Genomic DNA, 19,196 nt, shown 5'->3' with positions numbered 1-19,196 from the left:
GGCCCGGCTGGCGGGGATTTCCCGTCGATCGACGACGGTACTGGCGACGGCTCCGGCGCGCCGCTGCGGACGTCTAGCCGTCCGCAGCATGCCAGGTCACGGCTGCGCGCCCGCCTGGATCACCGCCTGGTTGATCGCGCGTACCTGCGCCTCGTCCACCTTCTCGACCTTGCGGTCGTAGGTGAACAGGCCGTTGTGCTCGCCCTCGACGTCGGTGATCTGGGTGTAGACGCTGCCGGACACGCCCTTGGGCACGCCCTTGTCGCGCAGCACGGCGGTGTTGGCGACGTAGCCGGCGTTCAGCGCGGCGCGGTCCTTCACCGCGCCGTAGGGATTGATCGGCGTGTTGGGCCAGACGTGGCCAGGGATGCCGAGGGTCAGGCCGCCGTGCTCGCCGTCGATGGCGGCGCGGGTGGCGTCCGGGCTGGGCAGGCCGGGGCCCTGGTAGTCGTGCACGTCGATCACGTCGCCGGCGTGTGGGTCGCCCTTGGTGTCGCAGCAGTTGGCGCCGCTGCGTGCATCGACCAGGCGCGAGGGATCGAGCCGCTTGATCTGCGCGGCCAGTTCGGCCGCGGCCGGGATGCTCCACTGGCCCCAGCCCTCGTTGAAGGGAATCCAGCCGATGATCGAGGTCTCGCCCTTGAGCTGGTCGACGATGGCGGTGACCTGGGCGCGGAAGCGGGCCTTGTCCGCGGCGCTGAGCTTGTCGTTGCTGCCGGTGGGCAGCGCGGGCATGTCCTGCCACACCATCAGGCCGAGGCGGTCGGCCCAGTAGTACCAGCGCGCCGGCTCCACCTTGATGTGCTTGCGGATGGTGTTGAAGCCCAGGTCCTTGGTCTTCTGGATGTCGAACTTCAGCGCCGCGTCGGTGGGCGCGGTGTAGATGCCGTCCGGCCAGTAGCCCTGGTCCAGCGTGGCCAGCAGGAAGGTCGGCTTGCCGTTGAGGACGATGCGGTTCTTGCCACCCACCTTCTCCACGGCGATGGTGCGCAGGCCGGCGTAGCTGGTCACCTCGTCGCGCTGATCGCCCTGCGTCAGCGTGGCCTTGAAGGTGTACAGGAAGGGATCGTCCGGGCTCCACAGGTGCGGATGGGCGATGGCCAGGCGCAGCGGCTGGCCAGCCGGCCCGCTGGCCTCGCCCACCGCCTTGCCGTCCGCGTAGGCGGTGACATGCAGCATGGCACCCTGACCGCGGCCGTGCAGCCGCGCGGTCACGGTGAAGGCGTCCAGGCTGCGTGCCGGGGTGAAGCTGAGCTGCGCCAGGCTGGTGGCCGGCACCGGCTCCAGCCATACCGGCTGCCAGATCCCTGAGGCCGCGGTGTAGAAGATACCCTCGGGCTTCAGCCGCTGCTTGCCGACCATCACGTGGGCGCCGTCCACCGGCGCGTGCACCGCGACGATGATCTCCTGCGGCCCGTGCGCGCGCAGCGCCGGCGTGATGTCCGCGCTGAAGGACGTGTAGCCGCCGGCATGGCGGGCCATCTCCCTGCCGTTGACGTATACCGTGGCCTCGCAATCCACCGCGCCGAAGTTCAGCCGCACGTGCCGGCCGTGCGCGGTGAACGCCGCCGGGACCTCGACCAGCCGGCGGTAGAACATGTAGTCCGAGTGCTTCTGCACGCCCGAGAGCACCGACTCGACCGGGTACGGCACCAGCACCTTCCCCGCCAGCGTCTTGCCGAACGGCGGCGGCGGCGTCTTGCCGTCGCCCGGCGCGTACTGCCACAGGCCGTCCAGGTTCATCCATTGCGGATGCTCCAGCGACGGACGCGCGAGCTGCGGACGCGGATAGTCGGGCCAGGCGTTGGTGGGCGACACCGCGGCCGTCCAGGGCGTCGCCAGCGGCGCCACCTTGCCGCTCCAGGTGGCCGCCTGGTCCGGCGCCGCCATCGCCGCCGAGGCAAGTCCCATCGCCACGGCCGAACCCAGACAGGCGCATGCGCGCCGCACCCCAAAGCTGCCGTTCATCCGCCCTCTCCTCGTGATTGCGATTCGCGGCGCCACCGGCGCCGTCCTCCCTGAGGGTGGACAATTGTCAGACAAATGTCCAGCATGGTGTGGCGGCCGACCTGCAACGGCGGCGGACCTTTCCGGAGGAAACACCGATGACTGCCTGGCGAAAACTCCCGTCCATCATCCTGGCCACGGCCCTGGCCGCGCTGGCCGGCGCCCCCGCGCACGCGCTCGACAACGGCCTGGCGCGCACCCCGCCGATGGGCTGGAACAGCTGGAACGCGTTCCACTGCGACGTCAGCGCCAGGCTGGTCGAGGCCACCGCCGACGCGATGGTCGCCTCCGGCATGCAGGCGGCGGGCTACACCTACGTCAACATCGACGACTGCTGGCTGCTCAAGCAACGCGGCCCGCACGGCGAGCTGGTGCCCGATCCGGCGAAGTTCCCGCAAGGCATCAAGGCGGTGGCCGACTACGTGCACCGCAAGGGCCTGAAGCTGGGCATCTACGAATCGGCCGGCACCACCACCTGCGCGGGCTATCCCGGCAGCCTCGGCCACGAGAAGCAGGACGCGCGACAGTTCGCGCGCTGGGGCGTGGACTACCTCAAGTACGACAACTGCGGCGACCACCGCGGCGAGACCTATCCGCAGCGCTACGCCGCCATGCGCGACGCGCTGGCGGCGGCCGGCCGGCCGATCGTCTACAGCCTGTGCGAATGGGGCAACGAGTCGCCGTGGGACTGGGCCGCCACGGTCGGCAATCTGTGGCGCACCACCCAGGACATCACCCCGCGCTGGCGCACCGACCAGCCGGCCAACCACTACCCGCAGGGCATCCTGGACATCCTCGACCAGCAGGCCGCGCTGTCGCATGCGTCCCGCCCCGGCGCCTGGAACGACCCGGACATGCTGGAGGTGGGCAATGGCTACCTGAATGACGACGAGAACCGCGCGCATTTCAGCCTGTGGGCCCTGCTCAACGCGCCGCTGATCGCCGGCAACGACCTGCGCTCCATGTCGAAGGACGTGCGCACCATCCTCACCAACCGCGAGGTGATCGCGGTGGACCAGGACTGGGGCGGCCGGCAGGGCTACCGCGTGCAGCGCGACGGCGATGCCGACGTCTGGGCCAAGCCGATGTCCGACGGCTCGGTGGCGGTAATCCTGCTCAACCGCGGCCGCGGCCCGCGGCACATCGCCACCCGCGCCGCGGCGGTCGGCCTGAAGGCCGCTTCGAGCTATACCGTGCGCGACCTGTGGCAGCACCACAACGCCACCAGCCATGGCAGCATCGAGGCCGACGTGCCTACCCACGCGGTGGCGATGTTCCGCGTGTGGCCGGGGCAGCGGCCGGCCGGCGGCGCGGCATCGGGCTGAGTGTGGATGCGGGGATTGGTAGGAGCGAGCCGCGATGCCTTCGGCATGACGCCCGAAAGCCTGACCTGATCAGCGACGAAGTCCGGCCCCAAAAACCGTTCGCGCTGAGCGTAGCTTGCGATAGCAAGCGGAGTCGAAGCGCCCGCAGGCTGCCACCCTTCGACTCCGGCCCTGCGGGCCTACGCTCAGGGCGAACGGTGATGTGCCGGGAGCCTTGCCGCCGATCAGGAGGCCCAAAGGGCATCGCGGCTGAAGCCGCTCCTACCCAGAGGAAAGATTAGCGCATACAGGGGATGGACAGGCCCCGGCACGCGCTAGCGCAGCGCCAGCATCCCCGCGTCGATGCCCGCATCCTGCAGGTGCGCCGGCAGCGCGCGGCCCAGCGCGAGATGCGCGCAGGCCTCGCCCATCGCGGCGCTGGTCTGGATGCCGTAGCCGCCCTGCGCGGCGATCCAGAAGTAGCCTTGCGCATCCGGCGCGAAGCCGCCCACCAGGTCGCCGTCGGCGACGAAACTGCGCAGGCCGGCCCAGCTGCGGATCGGGCGGTGGATCGTCATCGTGGTGGCCTGCTCGATGCGGTCGATGCCAAGCGCGATGTCCAGGTCTTCCGGCTGCACGTCGTGCGGCGGCACCGGATCCGCGTTGGCGGGCGAGCCCAGCAGCAGGCCGGCGTCGGGCTTGAAGTAGAAGGTCTCGTCGGCGTCGAGCACGAACGGCCAGCGCGCGGTGTCGAGCCCGGCCGGCGGCTCGAACAGGAAGGCGGTGCGGCGCTTCGGCTGCAGGCCCAGCGGCGCCACCCCGGCCAGGCGCGCCACCTCGTCGGCCCAGGCGCCCGCCGCGTCCAGCAGCAGCGGTGCGCGGTACACCGCCTCGCCGCAGTCGAGTTCCCACTGCCCGTGCACGCGCTCGATCGCGCGGACCGCCACGTCCGTCTTCAGCGTGCCGCCGCGCTGGCGCAGGCCGCGCAGGAAGCCCTGGTGCAATTCGTTGACGTCGATGTCGGCGGCGCCGGGTTCGTACAGGCCGAGCTGCGCCGCCTCCGGCTTCAGCACCGGCACCTTCGCGCGCAGCGCGGCGCCGTCGAGCAATTGCAGGTCGCGGGTATGCCGCGCGTAGTCGGCGTGCATCGCATGCACCTTCTCCGCCTGCTCGGCCGAGCCGATCACCAGCGTGCCGCGCGGGGCGAGGATGGGATGCTCGGCGAAGCCGGCCGGCGGGCTCTCCAGGAAGGGTCGCGTGGCGCGGGTGAGCGCGCGCACCTGGGCCGAGCCGTAGGTCTCGCTGAACAGCGCCGCCGAGCGACCGGTGGAATGCACGCCCGGCCAGGCCTCGCGCTCCAGCACCAGCACGCGCGCATGCGGCGCCATGAACCACGCGACCGAGGCGCCGGCCATGCCGGCACCGATGACGATGGCATCGAAGGTATTCGTTTGCATGTTCAGTCTCGTGTTGGGCCCGCCCTTGCCGCTCGCGGAAGGGCCGTGGGGTGGGGGCATGCGGGTTCGACCGGCGGAGTCACGTGGGCCCGGCGTCCTCCGGCCCGCGGGGAACGGCTTCGGGCACATCGCGGCGCGATTGCCGCGCCACCACGCTGGTCACGGTGAGGTCGGCGGTGACGTTGCCCAGCGTGGCGAACACGTCCGGCAGCGTGTCCACCGCCAGCATCAGGCCCAGCGGCCCCAGCGGCACGCCCATCGCCTGCGCCACCGGCAGGTTGGTGGCCATGAAGGTGACCTGCCCGGGCAGGCCGACCGAGCCCAGGCTGATCACCACCGCCAGCGCCGCGCCCGCCGCGAGCGGCGCCGGCCCCAGGTGGATGCCGCTGGCCCACGCGATGAAGCTGGCCGACACGATGTACTGCACCGGGCTGGTGAGCCGGCACAGCGATACCGCCATCGGCAGCGCCAGTGCGGTCACCTGCGGCGGGTAGCCGAGCCGGTGTTCCGCGCTCTCCAGCATCGCCGGCAGCGAGGCCAGCGACGACTGCGTGCTGGCCGCCACCGCCTGCGCCGGCGCCAGCGCGACCACGAAGCGGCGCAACCGCTCGCCGCCCCACAGCACCGCCACCGGCAACATCAGCACGGTGACCGTCAGGTAGATCAGGATCTCGGTGAGTACGTACACGCCCAGCGCGCGCACCATGCCCAGGCCGGCGCGGGCGCAGACCGCGAGGATCAGCGCGAACACGCCCAGCGGCGCCAGCCACAGCACCCAGCGCACGATCACGATCATCGCGTCGGCGACCGCCTGGAAGAACTCCACCAGCAGGGCGCGCCGCGCCGGCTGCAGTTGGGTCAGCGCGAAGCCCAGGAACAGCGCGAACACCACCAGCGGCAGCATCGCGCTCTGCGCCGCGGCCATCAGCGCATTGCTGGGCACGATGCCCTCGAACCAGCCGGCCCAGCCCGGCGCCGCGGCGGGCGCGTTCGCGGCGTGGCCGCTCAGCACCTCGCCCAGCGCCGCATTGTGCGGAAACAGCGCCAGCACCTGCGGCGCCAGCAATGCGGCGACCGCCGCGCCGAGCGCCAGCACCACGATGATGGCGACCAGGGTGCGCCGCGCGACGCGCCCGGAGGCCGCCGCGTCGCTGGCGGTGTTCACGCCCACCACCACCAGCGCCAGCACCAGCGGCACCACCGTCATCTGCAGCGCGTTGAGCCACAGGTGGCCGACCGGCTGGGCGATCGTCGCCGCCCGGTCCGCCCACGCCGGCGCCCAGGCGGCCAGCGCCAGGCCGCACAGCGCGCCGGCCGCGAGGCCCAGCAGGACGCGGGTGGTGGCGCTCATCGGCCGGCCTGCACGACAGGCAACCGCCAGCTGTCGCGCAGGCGCGCGTACGCGTCCTGCGGCAGCAACACGAACACCGGGTGCGCCTGCGGCTTCAGCCACGCCAGCAGGCGGCGCATGCTGTCGGGCGTCATCGCGGTGCAGCCGGTGGTGCCCGTCTGCGGCGTCTTCCACAGGTGGCCGAAGATGCAACTGCCGCGGTCCGGCACGCCTTCGGGGTTGTGCTCGATCACGAAGCCGAGCCGGTAGGCCTGGTCGCCGTGGACATGCAGGTCGCGCCGCATCGGTTCGCTGGAACCCTTCAGCGCCGCCGCGCCCACCCTGGCTGCGTCGGCGATGCGGTTGTAGAGCGGTGAGCCGCTGACGTCCATGCAGTAGTCGGTGGCGGTGAGCGCGAGGTACGGCATCGCGGTGTCCGCGTGCTCGGCGTAGCCGAACGTGGTGCCGATGCGGAACACCCCCGCCGGGCTGCGGCCGTCGCCTTCGCGCTTCTGGGGGCCGTCATGCTGCGCGGGGCTGAGGCCGAGGCCCCAGGCCGCACCGCTGTGACCGATCACCACCGGCTCGGCCGTGCCCACCTGGCGCCATTCGCCGCCATCGTTGCGTTCGTAAGTGCGCAGGGTGCCCTGCACCGTGTTCCAGCCGGGTACGGTGACCAGCACCATCTGGCGGACATCGGACCAGGCGGCGGAGGCGTTGTCGGCGGCAGCGAGGGCATGGCCGCACATCGCGAGACAGGCGATCAACAAGGTGGCGAAGCGGCTACGCATGATGCGGAATCCTCCAACGAAGGAACCCCTCTCCCTTCGGGAGAGGGTGCCGGCAGGCGGGTGAGGGTTCGGGCGGAGACGAACGTCTCGGCGAAACCGCACCCTCACCCCAACCCCTCTCCCGACGGGAGAGGGGCTCAAGGGCATGGCGCAAGTGGACGTCCGGACGTCCACTCACGGCTCCAGCATCTGCTGGATGCGGTCCAGGTTGGCCACCAATTGCGCATGGCGCATATCGTCGCCCTCGCACAGGCGCACGAAGATGCCGTCCAGCAGGTGCTGCAGCGCGGACTGGTAGAGCAGCGGCTGGATGTACGGCCGCTCGTCGTGCGCCGACACCAGCAGCGCCACGTCGGCCAGCGTGCGCAGCGGATTGGCGGTGTGCCGGGTCACGCTGACCACCTGCCCGCGCCGCTCGCGGAAGTAGCGGCTGATCTTGCACAGCGCCGGATGGTTGCCGTGTTCGGAGAACACCACCAGCACGTCGCCGGGGCCGGCGGCGGAGGCGTTGGCGGTCATCCGAGCGGTGTCGAAGTTGTGCACGGTGAGGATGCCCAGCAGCGACAGCTTCAGCGCGAAGCCGCGCGCATGGATGTCGTCCTCGCCGAGGCCGATGATGAACACCTTGCCGCTGCGTCCGGCGGTACCGATCGTCTCGGCCACCGCGGCCAGGGTCTGCGGCGGGTTGATCAGGCGGGTCGCCTCCTCCGCCTCGGACTTGCGCCGCCACAGGCCGCCGGCCAGCGACTCGTCCGTCTCGCCGCCGGGCTGCGCCGCAGCCTGCTCGTCGTCGCCGTTGTCGGCGCGGGCGATCGCCTCGCCCACCGAGTACTTGAGGTCGGGGTAGCCCTTGAAGCCCAGCTTCTGGGTGAACTTCACCACGCTGGACTGGCTGATGCCCAGCGCGTTGGCGAGTTGCTGCGAGGAATAGTCGCGCAGCAGGTGCGCGTTCTCCAGGATGTAGTCGGCGATGCGGCGCTCCACCGCGGACATCTGGTCGCGCTCGGAACGGATCTTCACCAGCGGCGACATGGGCGTCGCCTCAGGCCGCGGCGATGCCGGATTCGAGCCCGCGGATCTCGCGGATGCCCAGGCCGGGCGCATCCGTCACCGAGATCTCGGACTCGTTGAAGATCACCCCGCCGTCCACCGGATTGAACTGGCACAGCGAGGGGCCGTCCAGGTCGACCTTGGTGATCACGTCGGCCTTGGCCACCGCCACGTGCACCGCGGCGGCCACGCTGATCGAGGTTTCCAGCATGCAGCCGATCATGCATTCCACCCCGTGCATGGCGGCGATGTCGGCGATGCGCACCGCATTGGAGATACCCCCCGTCTTCATCAGCTTGATGTTGATGATGTCGGCCGCACGCAGGCGGATCAACTCGATCACTTCCATCGGGCCGAACACGCTCTCGTCGGCCATCACCGGGGTGTGCACGCGCTCGGTGACGTAGCGCATGCCCTCCAGGTCGCGCGCCTTCACCGGCTGCTCGACCAGCTCCAGCTTGATGCCGGCCTCCTCCAGCGTCTGCAGCGCGTAGACCGCCTGCTTGGCGGTCCAGCCCTGGTTGGCGTCCAGGCGCAGCAGCGCGCGGCCCTCCACCGCGGCGTAGATCGCCTTGACTCGCTCGATGTCGACGCCGATGTCCTTGCCGACCTTGATCTTCAGCGACTCGAAGCCGCGCTCCACCGCCGCGACCGAGTCGGCCACCATCTTGTCGATGTAGTCCACGCTGATGGTGATGTCGGTGGTGATGACGGGGTCGCCGCCGCCCAGCAGCTTGTACAGCGGCGCGCCGTAGAGCTGGCCCCACAGGTCGTACAGCGCGATCTCCACCGCCGCCTTGGCGCTGGAGTTCTTCTCCATCGAGGACTGGATCGCGCGGGTCAGCCGGTTGAGGTCGGCCACGTCCTGGCCGATCAGCCGCGGCGCGATGTAGTGGCGGATCGCGTCGACGATGGAGCCGTGGGTGTCGCCGGTGATCACCGCGGTGGCCGGCGCCTCGCCGTAGCCCACGTGGCCGGTGTCGGTGTGCACCATCACCACGATGTCCTCGACCTGGTTGACCGTGCGCAGCGCGGTCTTGAATGGCGTCTTCAGCGGCACCCGCAGCATGCCGAACTGGATGTCTGTGATCTTCATGGGGTCGCTTGTTCTTGTCCTGGGTGCGGAAACGCCCTGGCGGGCGGCCTTCCCGTGCGCGTCAGGGACGGATGCGCACGATGCTGGTCATGTGGTCGATGAAGGTGGAGCCGTCGCTGCCGTAGAGCATCGGCAGCAGCGGCGTCACCGACACGGCGTTGAGCTTGACGTGAGCGGTGGAGCCGTCGGGCCTGCGGTAGCTCATGCCCAGCACGTCGTGGATCACCCATGGCTGGCCCTGCCACTGGCCCAGCACCATCATCACGTGGCCGGGGATGTAGACCAGGTCGCCGAGCTTCAGCTGCAGCGCCGCCTTGACGCGCGCCTCGTGGCTGTCGGCCTTGGTGAACAGGCGGTGCTGCAGCGCCGGGCTCACGCCCTGGTCGCTGGTGTTGCGCGGCATCTGCACGCCCATGCTGCGGTACACGTCGGAGACGAAGCCGGAACAGTCGCGGCCGTCGTAGGCATGGCCCCAGCCGTAGCGTTCGCCGAGGAACTTGAACGCCTGGGTGAGCAGGTTGCGCGGCGTCAGCGGCAGGTCGTCGGAAGCGGTGTCGGTGTTCTTCTGCAGCAGGGCGGGCACCAGTTCCAGGCTACCGTCGTCCTTGCGGACCGGCAGTTGCAGCGTGTAGGCCGCGTACGCGGTCTGGCCGTTCACCGGCGCATCGGGCGGCAGCGCGGTGAACAGCGGCACGCGCGTGCCCATGTCGAGCTGCAATTGCGACACCGCCGGCTGCTCGGGCGTGAACACGGTGCGCACGCTGGCGCCGGTGACCACGCGGTACGGCGTCTTCGCGGCGTAGCCGAGCACGGTGTCCCTGGGCCCCTCGGCCACGTACTTCGCCTGCATCCACGCCGCGTAGCGCGGGCTGACCACGAACAGCCACTGGCCATCGCGGCTGGCGTGCACGATCGCCACCGGCGTGCCGGGGAACTCGGCGCTTTCCTGGAAGCGGTCGATGTCGGTGTCGCCCTGGCGGCTGAACACGCGCAGCGTGGTGGGGAAGCCGCGCAGCGCGGCGCGGTGCACCACCAGGCCGTAGCGCACCGTCACCCGAGCGGGGATGGCGTCCAGCGCCACCGCATCCATCAGCCGGTCGAGCGTGGCCGCGGGCACCGGCTGGCCGTGCACGTCGTACAGCGTGCGCGCGGGCCGCTTCGACCGGCGCCCGATCCAGTCCGCCACCTGCGCGCGCGGCAGCGTGGCGGGCAGCGTCGCGAGGTCGTGCATCGAGGGATCGATCCGCAGCAGCTTGGCGTTCTGGGCATCGATCGCGGCGCGGGTGAGGATCGGCCGGTCGGGCTGTGCCTGCAGCCCGATCCAGAACTGCGGGGTGAGCTGCGCGTCGCCCACGCCGGGCACACCGTGCGGCGGGATCGGCAGCGTGGCCGCAGGCACATCGGCCGCCGGCACCGGCGCGTGGACCAGCGCGAGGGCGAAGGCCAGCGCCGCGAGCATCGGACGTTTCATCATTTCACTCCTTCGCCTACATGGCCGCCAGGTGCGACATCACGCTGGCCACCACCAGGCCGTAGCCGGTGCCGAGGATATAGCCGAGCAGCGCCAGCAGGACGCCCACCGGCACCAGCGACTTCGAATAGCTGGCGGCCAGCACCGGCGTGGCCGCCACCCCGCCGATGTGCGCCAGCGAGGCGATGCCGCACAGGTACAGGTCGAAATGGAACAGCCGCGCCAGCAGCACCAGCAGCCCGGCGTGGATCGCGATCACGGTGAGCCCGCAGACGATGTACAGCGGCGCCTGCGCGATGCCCTGGAAGTTGCTCTGCGAAGCCAGCACCGCCACCACGCTGATCAGCAGCGCGCTGGAGATGGTGGAAGCGCCGGGGAAGCGCGCCAGCGGCGTGTGCGCCACCACCAGGCCGGCGACGGTGGCCAGCAGGATCGTCCAGGTGGTGGGCGAGACCATGCTCGACGTGGGCAGCTTGCCGCCCAGCCAGGCCGAGAGCGACCCCACCGCCAGCGCCGCGCCCAGCCACAGCAGCACGTGGTCGTACTTCACCGGCCCGGTGGCCGGCCGCTCGGCCACCACCAGGTCGCCGCTGGACTTCGCCCGCGTCCAGCGGTTGAACGCCGCCGCCAGCGGCCCGACCGAGAACAGCACCACCACCCAGGTCGAATAGCCCAGCGCGTCGGTGAGCAACGAGAACGCCAGCATCGAGTCCGGCATGCCGATGGCCTGCTTCACCGCCACCATGTTGGCGCTGCCGCCCACCCAACTGCCGGACAGCGCCGCCAGCGGCATCCAGCCGTCGCCCGGCGGCAGCCAGCGCCGGTAGACCAGGAAGGTGCCGACGAAGGCCACGAACAGGCACGCCGAGGTGCAGGCGAACACCGCCAGCACGCGCGGCCCCAGCGCGAAGATCGCGCGCAGGTCGCAGTTGATCATCAGCAGGAACAGCAGCGCCGGGATCGTCCGCGCGATCAGCGTGGCCTGCGCGGCGTGGATCCCGGCGTTCACCTGCCACAGCCCCGACACCGACAGCGCGGTGACCACCAGGTAGGTCAGCACGATCGGCGGCAGCACATTGAACAGGCGCCAGCCGGAGTAGCGCTCGATCGCCGGGAACAGGCCGGCGACCAGCAGCATCACCGCGAGATAAGGCCAGACCGTGTGGATCATCGTTTCCCCTTGTCGGGGCCCGTCGCGACGCGGCGGCGGGCCATTCCATCCGCAATGGAATACTTGATTCCATCTAAAAATGACAGAAGCATAAATTATTGACCGTCGATTGCAAGCATGCTACACAGCCCTTTCGGGAAGCATTGTGGGGTCTTCTCATGGGGAATGTGGCAACCGCTTCGCATCAGGCATCCGGCCACGGGTCGCGCCTGCTGTTCGTCCTGGCCTTGCTCGCCGCGCCGTGCGCGCTGGCCCGGGCCGCCGGCGGGACGCCGGCCGACGTCGCCGCGATGGTCGACGCCGGCCAGTTCCAGGCCGCCGGCGCGGCCATCGGTCGCGCGCTGGCCGCGCCCGGCCTCGCTTCCGCCGACCGCCAGGCGCTGCTGTTCCAGCGCGAACGCATGCATCGCATCGCGCTCGACTTCACGCTGGACGCGGACGCGCTGAAAGCCCGCATCCGCCAGCAGATACCCGACCTGCGCGACGAGGAATTCCGCCGCTGGGACGCGCACGGCCTGCTCGAGCACATGGTGATCGACGGCCGCACGCTGTACTTCAAGCGCGACGCCTCCAACCTGTTCCGCCTCAGCGACGAGGCCGCGATGCGGCGCGCGCACCCCGCGCCCTTCGACGACGACCCGATGGGCGCCCTCAACGACTACCACCGCAAGGTGCGCCACGCCGCCCTGAAGGAACAGCGCAGCAGCGTCGAACCGCACCGCGTGCGCATCACCCAGACGCTGACGGTGGACGCCGACGCGGTGCCGGCCGGACAGGTGGTGCGCGCGTGGATCCCCTACCCGAAGCCGCTGCCCGGCCAGCAGGAAGACATCCGCTACGTGGCCAGCGAGCCGGCGCGGCACGAGCTCGCGCCGGCCGACGCGCCGCAGCGCACGGCGTACTTCGAGAAGACCGCGCAGGCCGGCAAGCCCACCGCGTTCTCGGTCACCTACGAGCTGACCCTCGACGCGCAGTACCACGTGATCGACCCGGCGAACGTGGTGCCGGCGAAGATCACGCCGGAGCTGGCGCCCTACGTGGCCGAGCGCCCGCCGCACGTGGTGTTCACCGAACAGATGCGGCTGTTCTCACGGCAGGTGGTGGGCGACGAGACCAACCCCTACCGCATCGCGCAGAAGCTGTTCGCCGCGGTGGACGAGATCCCGTGGGCCGGCGCGCGCGAGTACTCCACCATTCCCAACATTAGCGACTACGCGCTGCACGCCGGCCACGCCGACTGCGGCCAGCAGACCCTGCTGCTGATCACCCTGCTGCGCATGAACGGGATCCCGGCGCGCTGGCAGTCCGGCGCGATCTTCGCGCCCGGCGGCTACGACGACATCCACGACTGGGGCCAGCTCTACCTCGCCCCCTACGGCTGGGTGCCGATGGACGTCACCTTCGGCCGGCTGCGCCCGGGCGCGCATCCGAAGCCCGGTGACGACGCGCTGGAATGGTTCTACCTCGGCGGGCTGGACGCCTGGCGCGTCGCCTTCAACAGCGACTTCGGCCAGCCGCTGGTACCGGCCAAGCGCCACTTCCGCTCCGACACCGTGGATTCGCAGCGGGGCGAGGTCGAGTGGAGCGGCGGCAACCTCTACTACGACCAATGGCATTACGGCTTCACGTGGACGCCCGTCGGGGCGCCCGCCACGACGACGACGCAGGGAAGCGCGCACCGATAGTTCGACCAACCACCGTTTTTCATAGATGGCATCGACGACGTCGATGGGGGAGATGGGGATCATGAGCAGCAGTCGAAACATCCGCAGGACCGTGTTGTGCGCCGCCATGGGTCTTGCCCTGGCGTCGCTGGGCCTGCCGGCGCTGGCCGGCAACAACGATGGCAGCGTGACGGGCCGCACCCGGCCCGGCGCCAGCGTGACCGTGGTCAACCCGGCCACCGGCCTCACCCGCACCGTGGTGGCCGGCAGCGACGGCAGCTACCGCCTGCCGTTCCTGCCGGTGGGCCAGTACACCCTGACCGCCAGCAAGGACGGCCAGGCGCTGGGTTCGCCACGGCAGGTCACGGTGAACCTGGGCACCTCGACCACCGTGGACATCGGCCAGGTCAGCGCCACCAACCTCGCCTCGGTGCAGGTCACCGGCTCGGTGCTGCCGGTGATCGACGTCAGTTCCACCGAATCGGCCACCGTGGTCACCCGCGCCGAGCTGGCCCGCCTGCCGGTGGACCAGAACGTCACCTCCGTCGCGCTGCTGGCGCCGGGCGTGGTCAAGGGCAACGCCGGCTTCGGCGGCATCTCCTTCGGCGGCTCCTCGATCGCCGAGAACGCCTACTACGTCAACGGCCTCAACGTCACCGACTTCTACAACCGCAACGGCTTCTCCGAGGCCCCGTTCGCGTTCTACCAGCAGTTCCAGGTGAAGACCGGCGGCTACTCGGTGGAATTCGGCCGCACCACCGGCGGTGTGGTCAACGCGGTGGCGCGCTCGGGCACCAACGAGTTCCACGCCGGCACCGAGATCACCATGGAGCCGGGCAACTGGCACTCGGTGGCGCGCGACCACTACGACGCCGACGGCCGCCGCTACTACACCGCCAGCCGCGACCGCGATTCGCTGATCAAGACCAACGTGTGGGCCTCCGGCCCGATCGTGAAGGACAAGCTGTTCTTCTTCGCCATGTACGAGGCGCGCGGCAGCTCGCCGCGCAACACCGACGACACCGGCACCTCGATGACCATCCACGGCGCCCACACCGGTTTCTGGGGCGGCACCATCGACTGGAACGTCACCGACAACAACACGCTGTCGCTGATGGCCTTCTCGGACAAGAACCACGACGTGGGCGACCAGTACGGCTACGACTTCGACACCGACACGCTCAGCAGCCGCATCAACCAAGTCTACAACGACACCGGCGGCCGCAACTGGGCGCTGACCTGGTCCAGCTACCTCACCAACGACCTGTCGATGAAGCTGATGTACGGCCGCAACGAGCGCCAGGCGCGCACCAGCTCGCTGCTCGACGCGCAGTGCAACTACGTGTCCGCCACCAACGGCTTCCTGTCGATCCACGACCCGGGTGTGCAGCTCGGCTGCACCAACAGTTCGACCGTCTACAACCGCGAGGACACCCGCAAGCAGGGCCGCGCGGACTTCGAGTGGACGCTGGGTGACCACCTGCTGCGCTTCGGCTACGACCACGAGGTCGACACCTCCACGCTGGACCAGTACTACGCCGGCCCCGGCGCGTACTACTACAACCTCTACGCGGCCAAGGCCGGCTCCACCATTCCCAACGACGGCGTGGTGCCGCCGGGCTACGACGCCTACATCCGCGCGCGCCGCTACCAGATCTCCGGCAGCTACGAGACCGACAACTCGGCCTGGTACGTCGAGGACAACTGGTCGATCACGCCCAGCTTCGTGCTCAACCTGGGCCTGCGCAACGACAGCTTCGACAACAAGGACGGCGCCGGCCACACCTACATCAAGATGGACCGGCAGTACGCGCCCCGGCTGGGCTTCTCCTGGGACATGAAGGGCGACGGCAGCACCAAGCTGTTCGGCAACCTGGGCCGCTACTACCTGCCGGTGGCCAACGTCATCAACATCAAGCAGGGTGGCGCGCTCCTTGACGAACGCACCTACTACGCCTTCAACGGCTGGGACATCCAGACCGTCAACGGCGTGCAGTACGCGGTGCCGAAGCTCGGACCGCAGATCGGCGAGGTGGACGTCTCGCAGGGCGACGGCACCGTGCGCGACCAGCGCGCCGCCGTCGACCGCCACATGGACCCGGTCTACCAGGACGAGGCCATCCTCGGCTTCCAGCAGATGCTCGACCCGAAGTGGTCGTGGGGCGTCAGCGGCACCTACCGGCGCCTGCACAACGCCATCGACGACATGGAGATCAGCGCCACCCCGCAATGCGGCGGCGACGGCTACATCGGCTGGGTGATGGCCAACCCGGGCAAGAAGGTCACCGTGTGGGGCGACACCCACTGCACCGGCACGCCGGACGGCTACCTCACCATCGACACCTCCAGGCAGGGCTGGGCGATGTACGACTCGCAGGGCAACTACCTCGGCCAGCGCGGCTGGGTGAAGCCCAAGCGCACCTATACCGCGGTGGAGTTCCAGCTCGACCGCGCCTGGGACGAGAAGTGGGCATTCAATGCCTCCTACGTGATGTCGTGGAACCGCGGCAACGCCGAGGGGCCGGTGAATTCCGACACCAATTTCGCGGATACCGGCCGCACCGAGAACTTCGACAACCCGTGGGTGAACTACGGCGGCGACGGCCCGCTGCCCAACGACCGCCGCCACCAGCTCAAGCTGCGCGGCACCTATGCGATCACCCCGCACTGGCAGGTGGGCGCCAACATGGACGTCCATTCCGGCGGCCCGATCACCGGCTTCGGCGTGGGCAACCCGTTCGACAAGACCAACTACCACAGCTACTACATCTGCGTGGACAAGTGCGACTCGAGCGTCTCCGAGGACCGCGTCTACGTGAACTCGCCGCGCGGCAAGTACGGCCACATGCCGTGGACCTATACCCTGGACGCCAGCATCAGCTACCTGCGACCGTTCAATGGCGGCAACCTGCGCGTGAAGCTGGCGGTCTACAACCTGCTCAACCAGCAGCGCACCGTGCGCGTGGACCAGGACCTGCAGACCGACATCTCCGACGAGACCAACCCGACCTTCCGGCAGCCGATCGGCTTCCAGGCCCCGCGCTTCACCCAGCTCACCGTTTCGCTGGACATCTAGCCGTGGACAAGAGCCTGTTCATGATCTCCAAGTGCCCCGCGTTGGCCTCGTATGGCCGTCAGGTGGTGGTGCGTGGCGCCGGCCTCGGGCAGGCCAGCCGCGCGCTGCCGCATGGCGGCCAGGGCAAGGCAACGCGAGCTACAGGGAGATTTTAGACAGACTCTAAGGACTGACCTCCCCGCCTCGGCGGCCCGGCTTTCCCGCGGGCCGCCTTTTTTCGACATCGCCGGCAAGCGCATGAACGCACCCGACACGCCCCCTCCTTCCCGCACGCCCGCCGTCCCCGGCGCCTCGTTCGACGGGGTGGACCTCGCCGCGCTCGCCGACCGGCTCGGCACCCCGCTCTACGCCTACTCCGCCAGCGCGATCCGCCAGCGCATCGACGGCCTGCAGCAGGCGCTGCACGGCCTCGACGCCATGATCTGCTACGCGGTGAAGGCCAACGGCAACCGCGCCATCCTGGAACTGATGGCCGGGGCCGGGCTCGGCGCGGACATCGTCTCCGCCGGCGAGCTGCGGCGCGCGCTGCAGGCCGGCATCCCGCCGGCGCGCATCGTGTTCTCCGGCGTGGGCAAGAGCGAGGACGAGATCGCCGGCGCGCTCGACGTGGGCATCCAGCGCTTCAACGTCGAATCGCTGGACGAGCTGCTCGCCATCGAACGCCTGGCCGCGCTGCGCGGCGCCGTCGCCCGCGCCGCGGTGCGCATCAACCCCGACGTGGACGCACTCACCCACGCCAAGATCTCCACCGGCAAGTCGGAGAACAAGTTCGGCGTGAGCATCGACGAGGCGCGCCGCTGGTTCGAAAGCCGCGCGCAGTTGCAGCACGTGCGACTGGACGGCCTGCACGTGCACATCGGCTCGCAGATCCTGTCGCTGGAGCCGTTCCGCCAGACACTGGCCCGCGTCGCCGCGTTCTGGCGCGAGCTGCGCCACGGCGGCCATCCCATCGCCAGCATCGACGTCGGCGGCGGCCTGGGCGTGCGCTACCGCGAGGGCGAGACGCCGATCGCCCCGGCAGACTACGTGGCGGCAATCCGCGAGGCCCTGGCGGGCTTCGACGGCCGCCTGCTGCTGGAACCGGGCCGCTACCTGGTGGCCGAGGCCGGCGTGCTGCTGACCCGCGTGCTGCGCGTCAAGCATGGCGAGGCGCGCGATTTCCTGGTGCTGGATGCGGCGATGAACGACCTGCTGCGCCCCAGCCTGTACGACGCCTGGCACGACATCGTGCCGGTCTCCGCCGGCGCCGGGCCGGAGGTCGTCTATGACGTGGTCGGCCCGGTCTGCGAGACCGGGGATACCTTCGCCCGCGACCGCCGCCTGCCCGCCTGCGGCGAGGGCGACCTGTTGATGATCCTGGGCGCCGGCGCCTATGGTGCGTCCATGGGCTCCACCTACAACTCGCGGCCGCTGCCGGCCGAGGCCCTGCTCGACCGCGGCCGCTACGCGCTGGTGCGCCGGCGGCAGAACTTCGAACAGATGACCGCCGGCGAGCAGCCGGCGCGCCAGTGGGAGACGGCATGAAACGCATCGCTCCGCCCTCATCCGCCCTCGGCCCGCTGCTCTGCGGCCTGCTCGCCGCCGCGCCCGCCCTCGGCGCCGCCACGGCCCGCCAGCCCGGCGATCCGCCGATCACCATCGACACCCACGTCGACATCCCGTTCACCTACATGCGCGAGCCGCGCTTCGACGTGGGCAAGGCCACGCCGCTGAAGGTCGACCTGGGCAAGATGGAGCGCGGTGGGCTCGACGCCGCGTTCTTCGTGATCTGGGTGCCGCAGGGCCCGCTCACGCCGGCCGGCTACGCCAGGGCCCTCGGCCAGGCCGAGGGTAAATACGAAAGCATCGGCCGCATGCTGATGCTCTACCCCGACCGCATCCGCCTCGCCACCACGCCCGCGCAGGCGCTGGCCAACCGCCGGGCCGGCCTGCTCTCGGCGATGATCGGCATCGAGAACAGCTACTCGCTGGGCCACGACCTGCACCGCCTCGACGCCGCCTACGACCGCGGCGCACGCTACGTGGGCCTGGTGCACGTGGGCGACAACGACCTGTGCACCAGCTCGCTGCCCGACACGAAGCACGGCGAGCCAGCGATGAACAGCGCGGGCGACAAGGGCATGAGCGCGTTCGGCCGCCAGGTGGTGGAACGGGCCAACCGGCTCGGCATGATGGTCGACGTCTCGCACGCCTCCGACCAGTGCGTACGCGATGCGCTGAAATATTCGAAGGCGCCGATCATCGCCTCGCACTCCGGCGCGCGCGCCGTGCTCGACCACCCGCGCAACCTGCCCGACGACCTGCTGCGCGCGATCGCCGCGAAAGGCGGGGTGGTCCAGGCGGTGGCCTACAAGGAATTCCTCAAGCACGACCCCGGCCGCGAGGCCGCCGAGAAGAAGCTACAGGACGCGGTGGCCAAGGCCAACGGCGACGCGAAGTACGACAGCGACAAGGACGACTACCTGCCCGCGATGGTCCAGGGCATGGCCGAGATCGAGAAGCGCTATCCGCTGGCCACCCTGGACGACTACGTGAAGCAGATCCGGCACATGGTGCAGGTGGCCGGCATCGACCACGTGGGCATCGCCTCCGACTTCGACGGCGGCGGCGGCATCACCGGCTGGAACGACGCCAGCGAGACCCGCAACGTCACCGCCGCGTTGCGCCGCGCCGGCTTCAGCGACGCCGACATCGCCAGGATCTGGGGCGGCAACCTGCTGCGCGTATGGCGCGAGGTGGAACACGATGCACGACACTGAGCAAGACATGCTCCCTCCCC

At 70.1% G+C, this 19,196-nt stretch carries 13 protein-coding genes; 5 read left to right on the top strand and 8 right to left on the bottom strand.

Translation table 11 applies throughout. The features are described 5' to 3' along the window. Window positions 1-96: 96 nt before the first annotated feature. Window positions 97-1,968, bottom strand: coding sequence for a sugar-binding domain-containing protein (locus tag QMK61_RS06590; RefSeq protein ID WP_302071330.1), 1,872 nt, complete (start codon window positions 1,966-1,968; stop codon window positions 97-99). A gap of 137 nt (window positions 1,969-2,105) precedes the next feature. Here QMK61_RS06590 and QMK61_RS06585 point away from each other — a divergent pair, with 137 nt between their 5' ends. Beyond that, complete coding sequence (locus QMK61_RS06585) at window positions 2,106-3,332, top strand: alpha-galactosidase (protein ID WP_302071328.1); 1,227 nt, start codon at window positions 2,106-2,108, stop codon at window positions 3,330-3,332. Between the two features lie 314 nt (window positions 3,333-3,646). Here the strand turns inward: QMK61_RS06585 and QMK61_RS06580 are convergent, their stop codons facing one another. The 7 genes from QMK61_RS06580 to QMK61_RS06550 all read right to left on the bottom strand — a co-directional run bounded on the left by QMK61_RS06580 (window position 3,647) and on the right by QMK61_RS06550 (window position 11,677). Beyond that, window positions 3,647-4,768, bottom strand: a complete 1,122-nt coding sequence (locus QMK61_RS06580; protein ID WP_302071326.1) for an FAD-dependent oxidoreductase — start codon at window positions 4,766-4,768, stop codon at window positions 3,647-3,649. 79 nt (window positions 4,769-4,847) lie between these two features. Next, entirely contained in the window at window positions 4,848-6,119 is a 1,272-nt protein-coding gene (locus QMK61_RS06575) for a cation:dicarboxylase symporter family transporter (RefSeq protein ID WP_302071324.1), read from the bottom strand. Further along, entirely contained in the window at window positions 6,116-6,889 is a 774-nt protein-coding gene (locus QMK61_RS06570; protein WP_302071322.1) for a hypothetical protein, read from the bottom strand. The genes QMK61_RS06575 and QMK61_RS06570 overlap by 4 nt, the downstream gene beginning before the upstream one ends. A 174-nt stretch (window positions 6,890-7,063) precedes the next feature. Continuing rightward, window positions 7,064-7,921 (bottom strand): MurR/RpiR family transcriptional regulator, encoded by an 858-nt coding sequence (locus QMK61_RS06565; protein WP_302071320.1) that lies wholly within the window; start codon window positions 7,919-7,921, stop codon window positions 7,064-7,066. 10 nt (window positions 7,922-7,931) lie between these two features. Continuing rightward, entirely contained in the window at window positions 7,932-9,035 is a 1,104-nt protein-coding gene (locus QMK61_RS06560) for a dipeptide epimerase (RefSeq protein ID WP_302071318.1), read from the bottom strand. 61 nt (window positions 9,036-9,096) lie between these two features. After that, window positions 9,097-10,506 (bottom strand): SH3 domain-containing protein, encoded by a 1,410-nt coding sequence (locus QMK61_RS06555; RefSeq protein WP_302071316.1) that lies wholly within the window; start codon window positions 10,504-10,506, stop codon window positions 9,097-9,099. A gap of 16 nt (window positions 10,507-10,522) precedes the next feature. Beyond that, complete coding sequence (locus tag QMK61_RS06550) at window positions 10,523-11,677, bottom strand: DUF819 family protein (RefSeq protein ID WP_302071314.1); 1,155 nt, start codon at window positions 11,675-11,677, stop codon at window positions 10,523-10,525. Window positions 11,678-11,967: 290 nt separating this feature from the next. Here QMK61_RS06550 and QMK61_RS06545 point away from each other — a divergent pair, with 290 nt between their 5' ends. From QMK61_RS06545 to QMK61_RS06530, 4 genes are all read left to right on the top strand, one after another. Next, window positions 11,968-13,362, top strand: coding sequence for a transglutaminase domain-containing protein (locus tag QMK61_RS06545; RefSeq protein ID WP_302071460.1), 1,395 nt, complete (start codon window positions 11,968-11,970; stop codon window positions 13,360-13,362). A 61-nt stretch (window positions 13,363-13,423) separates the two neighbouring features. Beyond that, on the top strand, window positions 13,424-16,417 hold the full coding sequence (locus QMK61_RS06540; protein WP_302071312.1) for a carboxypeptidase regulatory-like domain-containing protein: 2,994 nt from the start codon (window positions 13,424-13,426) through the stop codon (window positions 16,415-16,417). Window positions 16,418-16,654: 237 nt separating this feature from the next. Further along, window positions 16,655-17,941 (top strand): diaminopimelate decarboxylase, encoded by a 1,287-nt coding sequence (gene lysA / locus QMK61_RS06535; protein ID WP_302071310.1) that lies wholly within the window; start codon window positions 16,655-16,657, stop codon window positions 17,939-17,941. Beyond that, window positions 17,938-19,176: a dipeptidase gene (locus QMK61_RS06530; RefSeq protein WP_302071309.1), complete on the top strand. Its 1,239-nt coding sequence runs from the start codon at window positions 17,938-17,940 to the stop codon at window positions 19,174-19,176. The genes lysA and QMK61_RS06530 overlap by 4 nt, the downstream gene beginning before the upstream one ends. Window positions 19,177-19,196: the final 20 nt, after the last annotated feature.

The sequence above is a fragment of the Fulvimonas sp. R45 genome (assembly GCF_030504985.1).
In the GTDB taxonomy this organism is placed as follows: Bacteria; Pseudomonadota; Gammaproteobacteria; order Xanthomonadales; family Rhodanobacteraceae; genus Rhodanobacter_A.
This window is presented reverse-complemented; position numbering and strand designations above follow the sequence as displayed.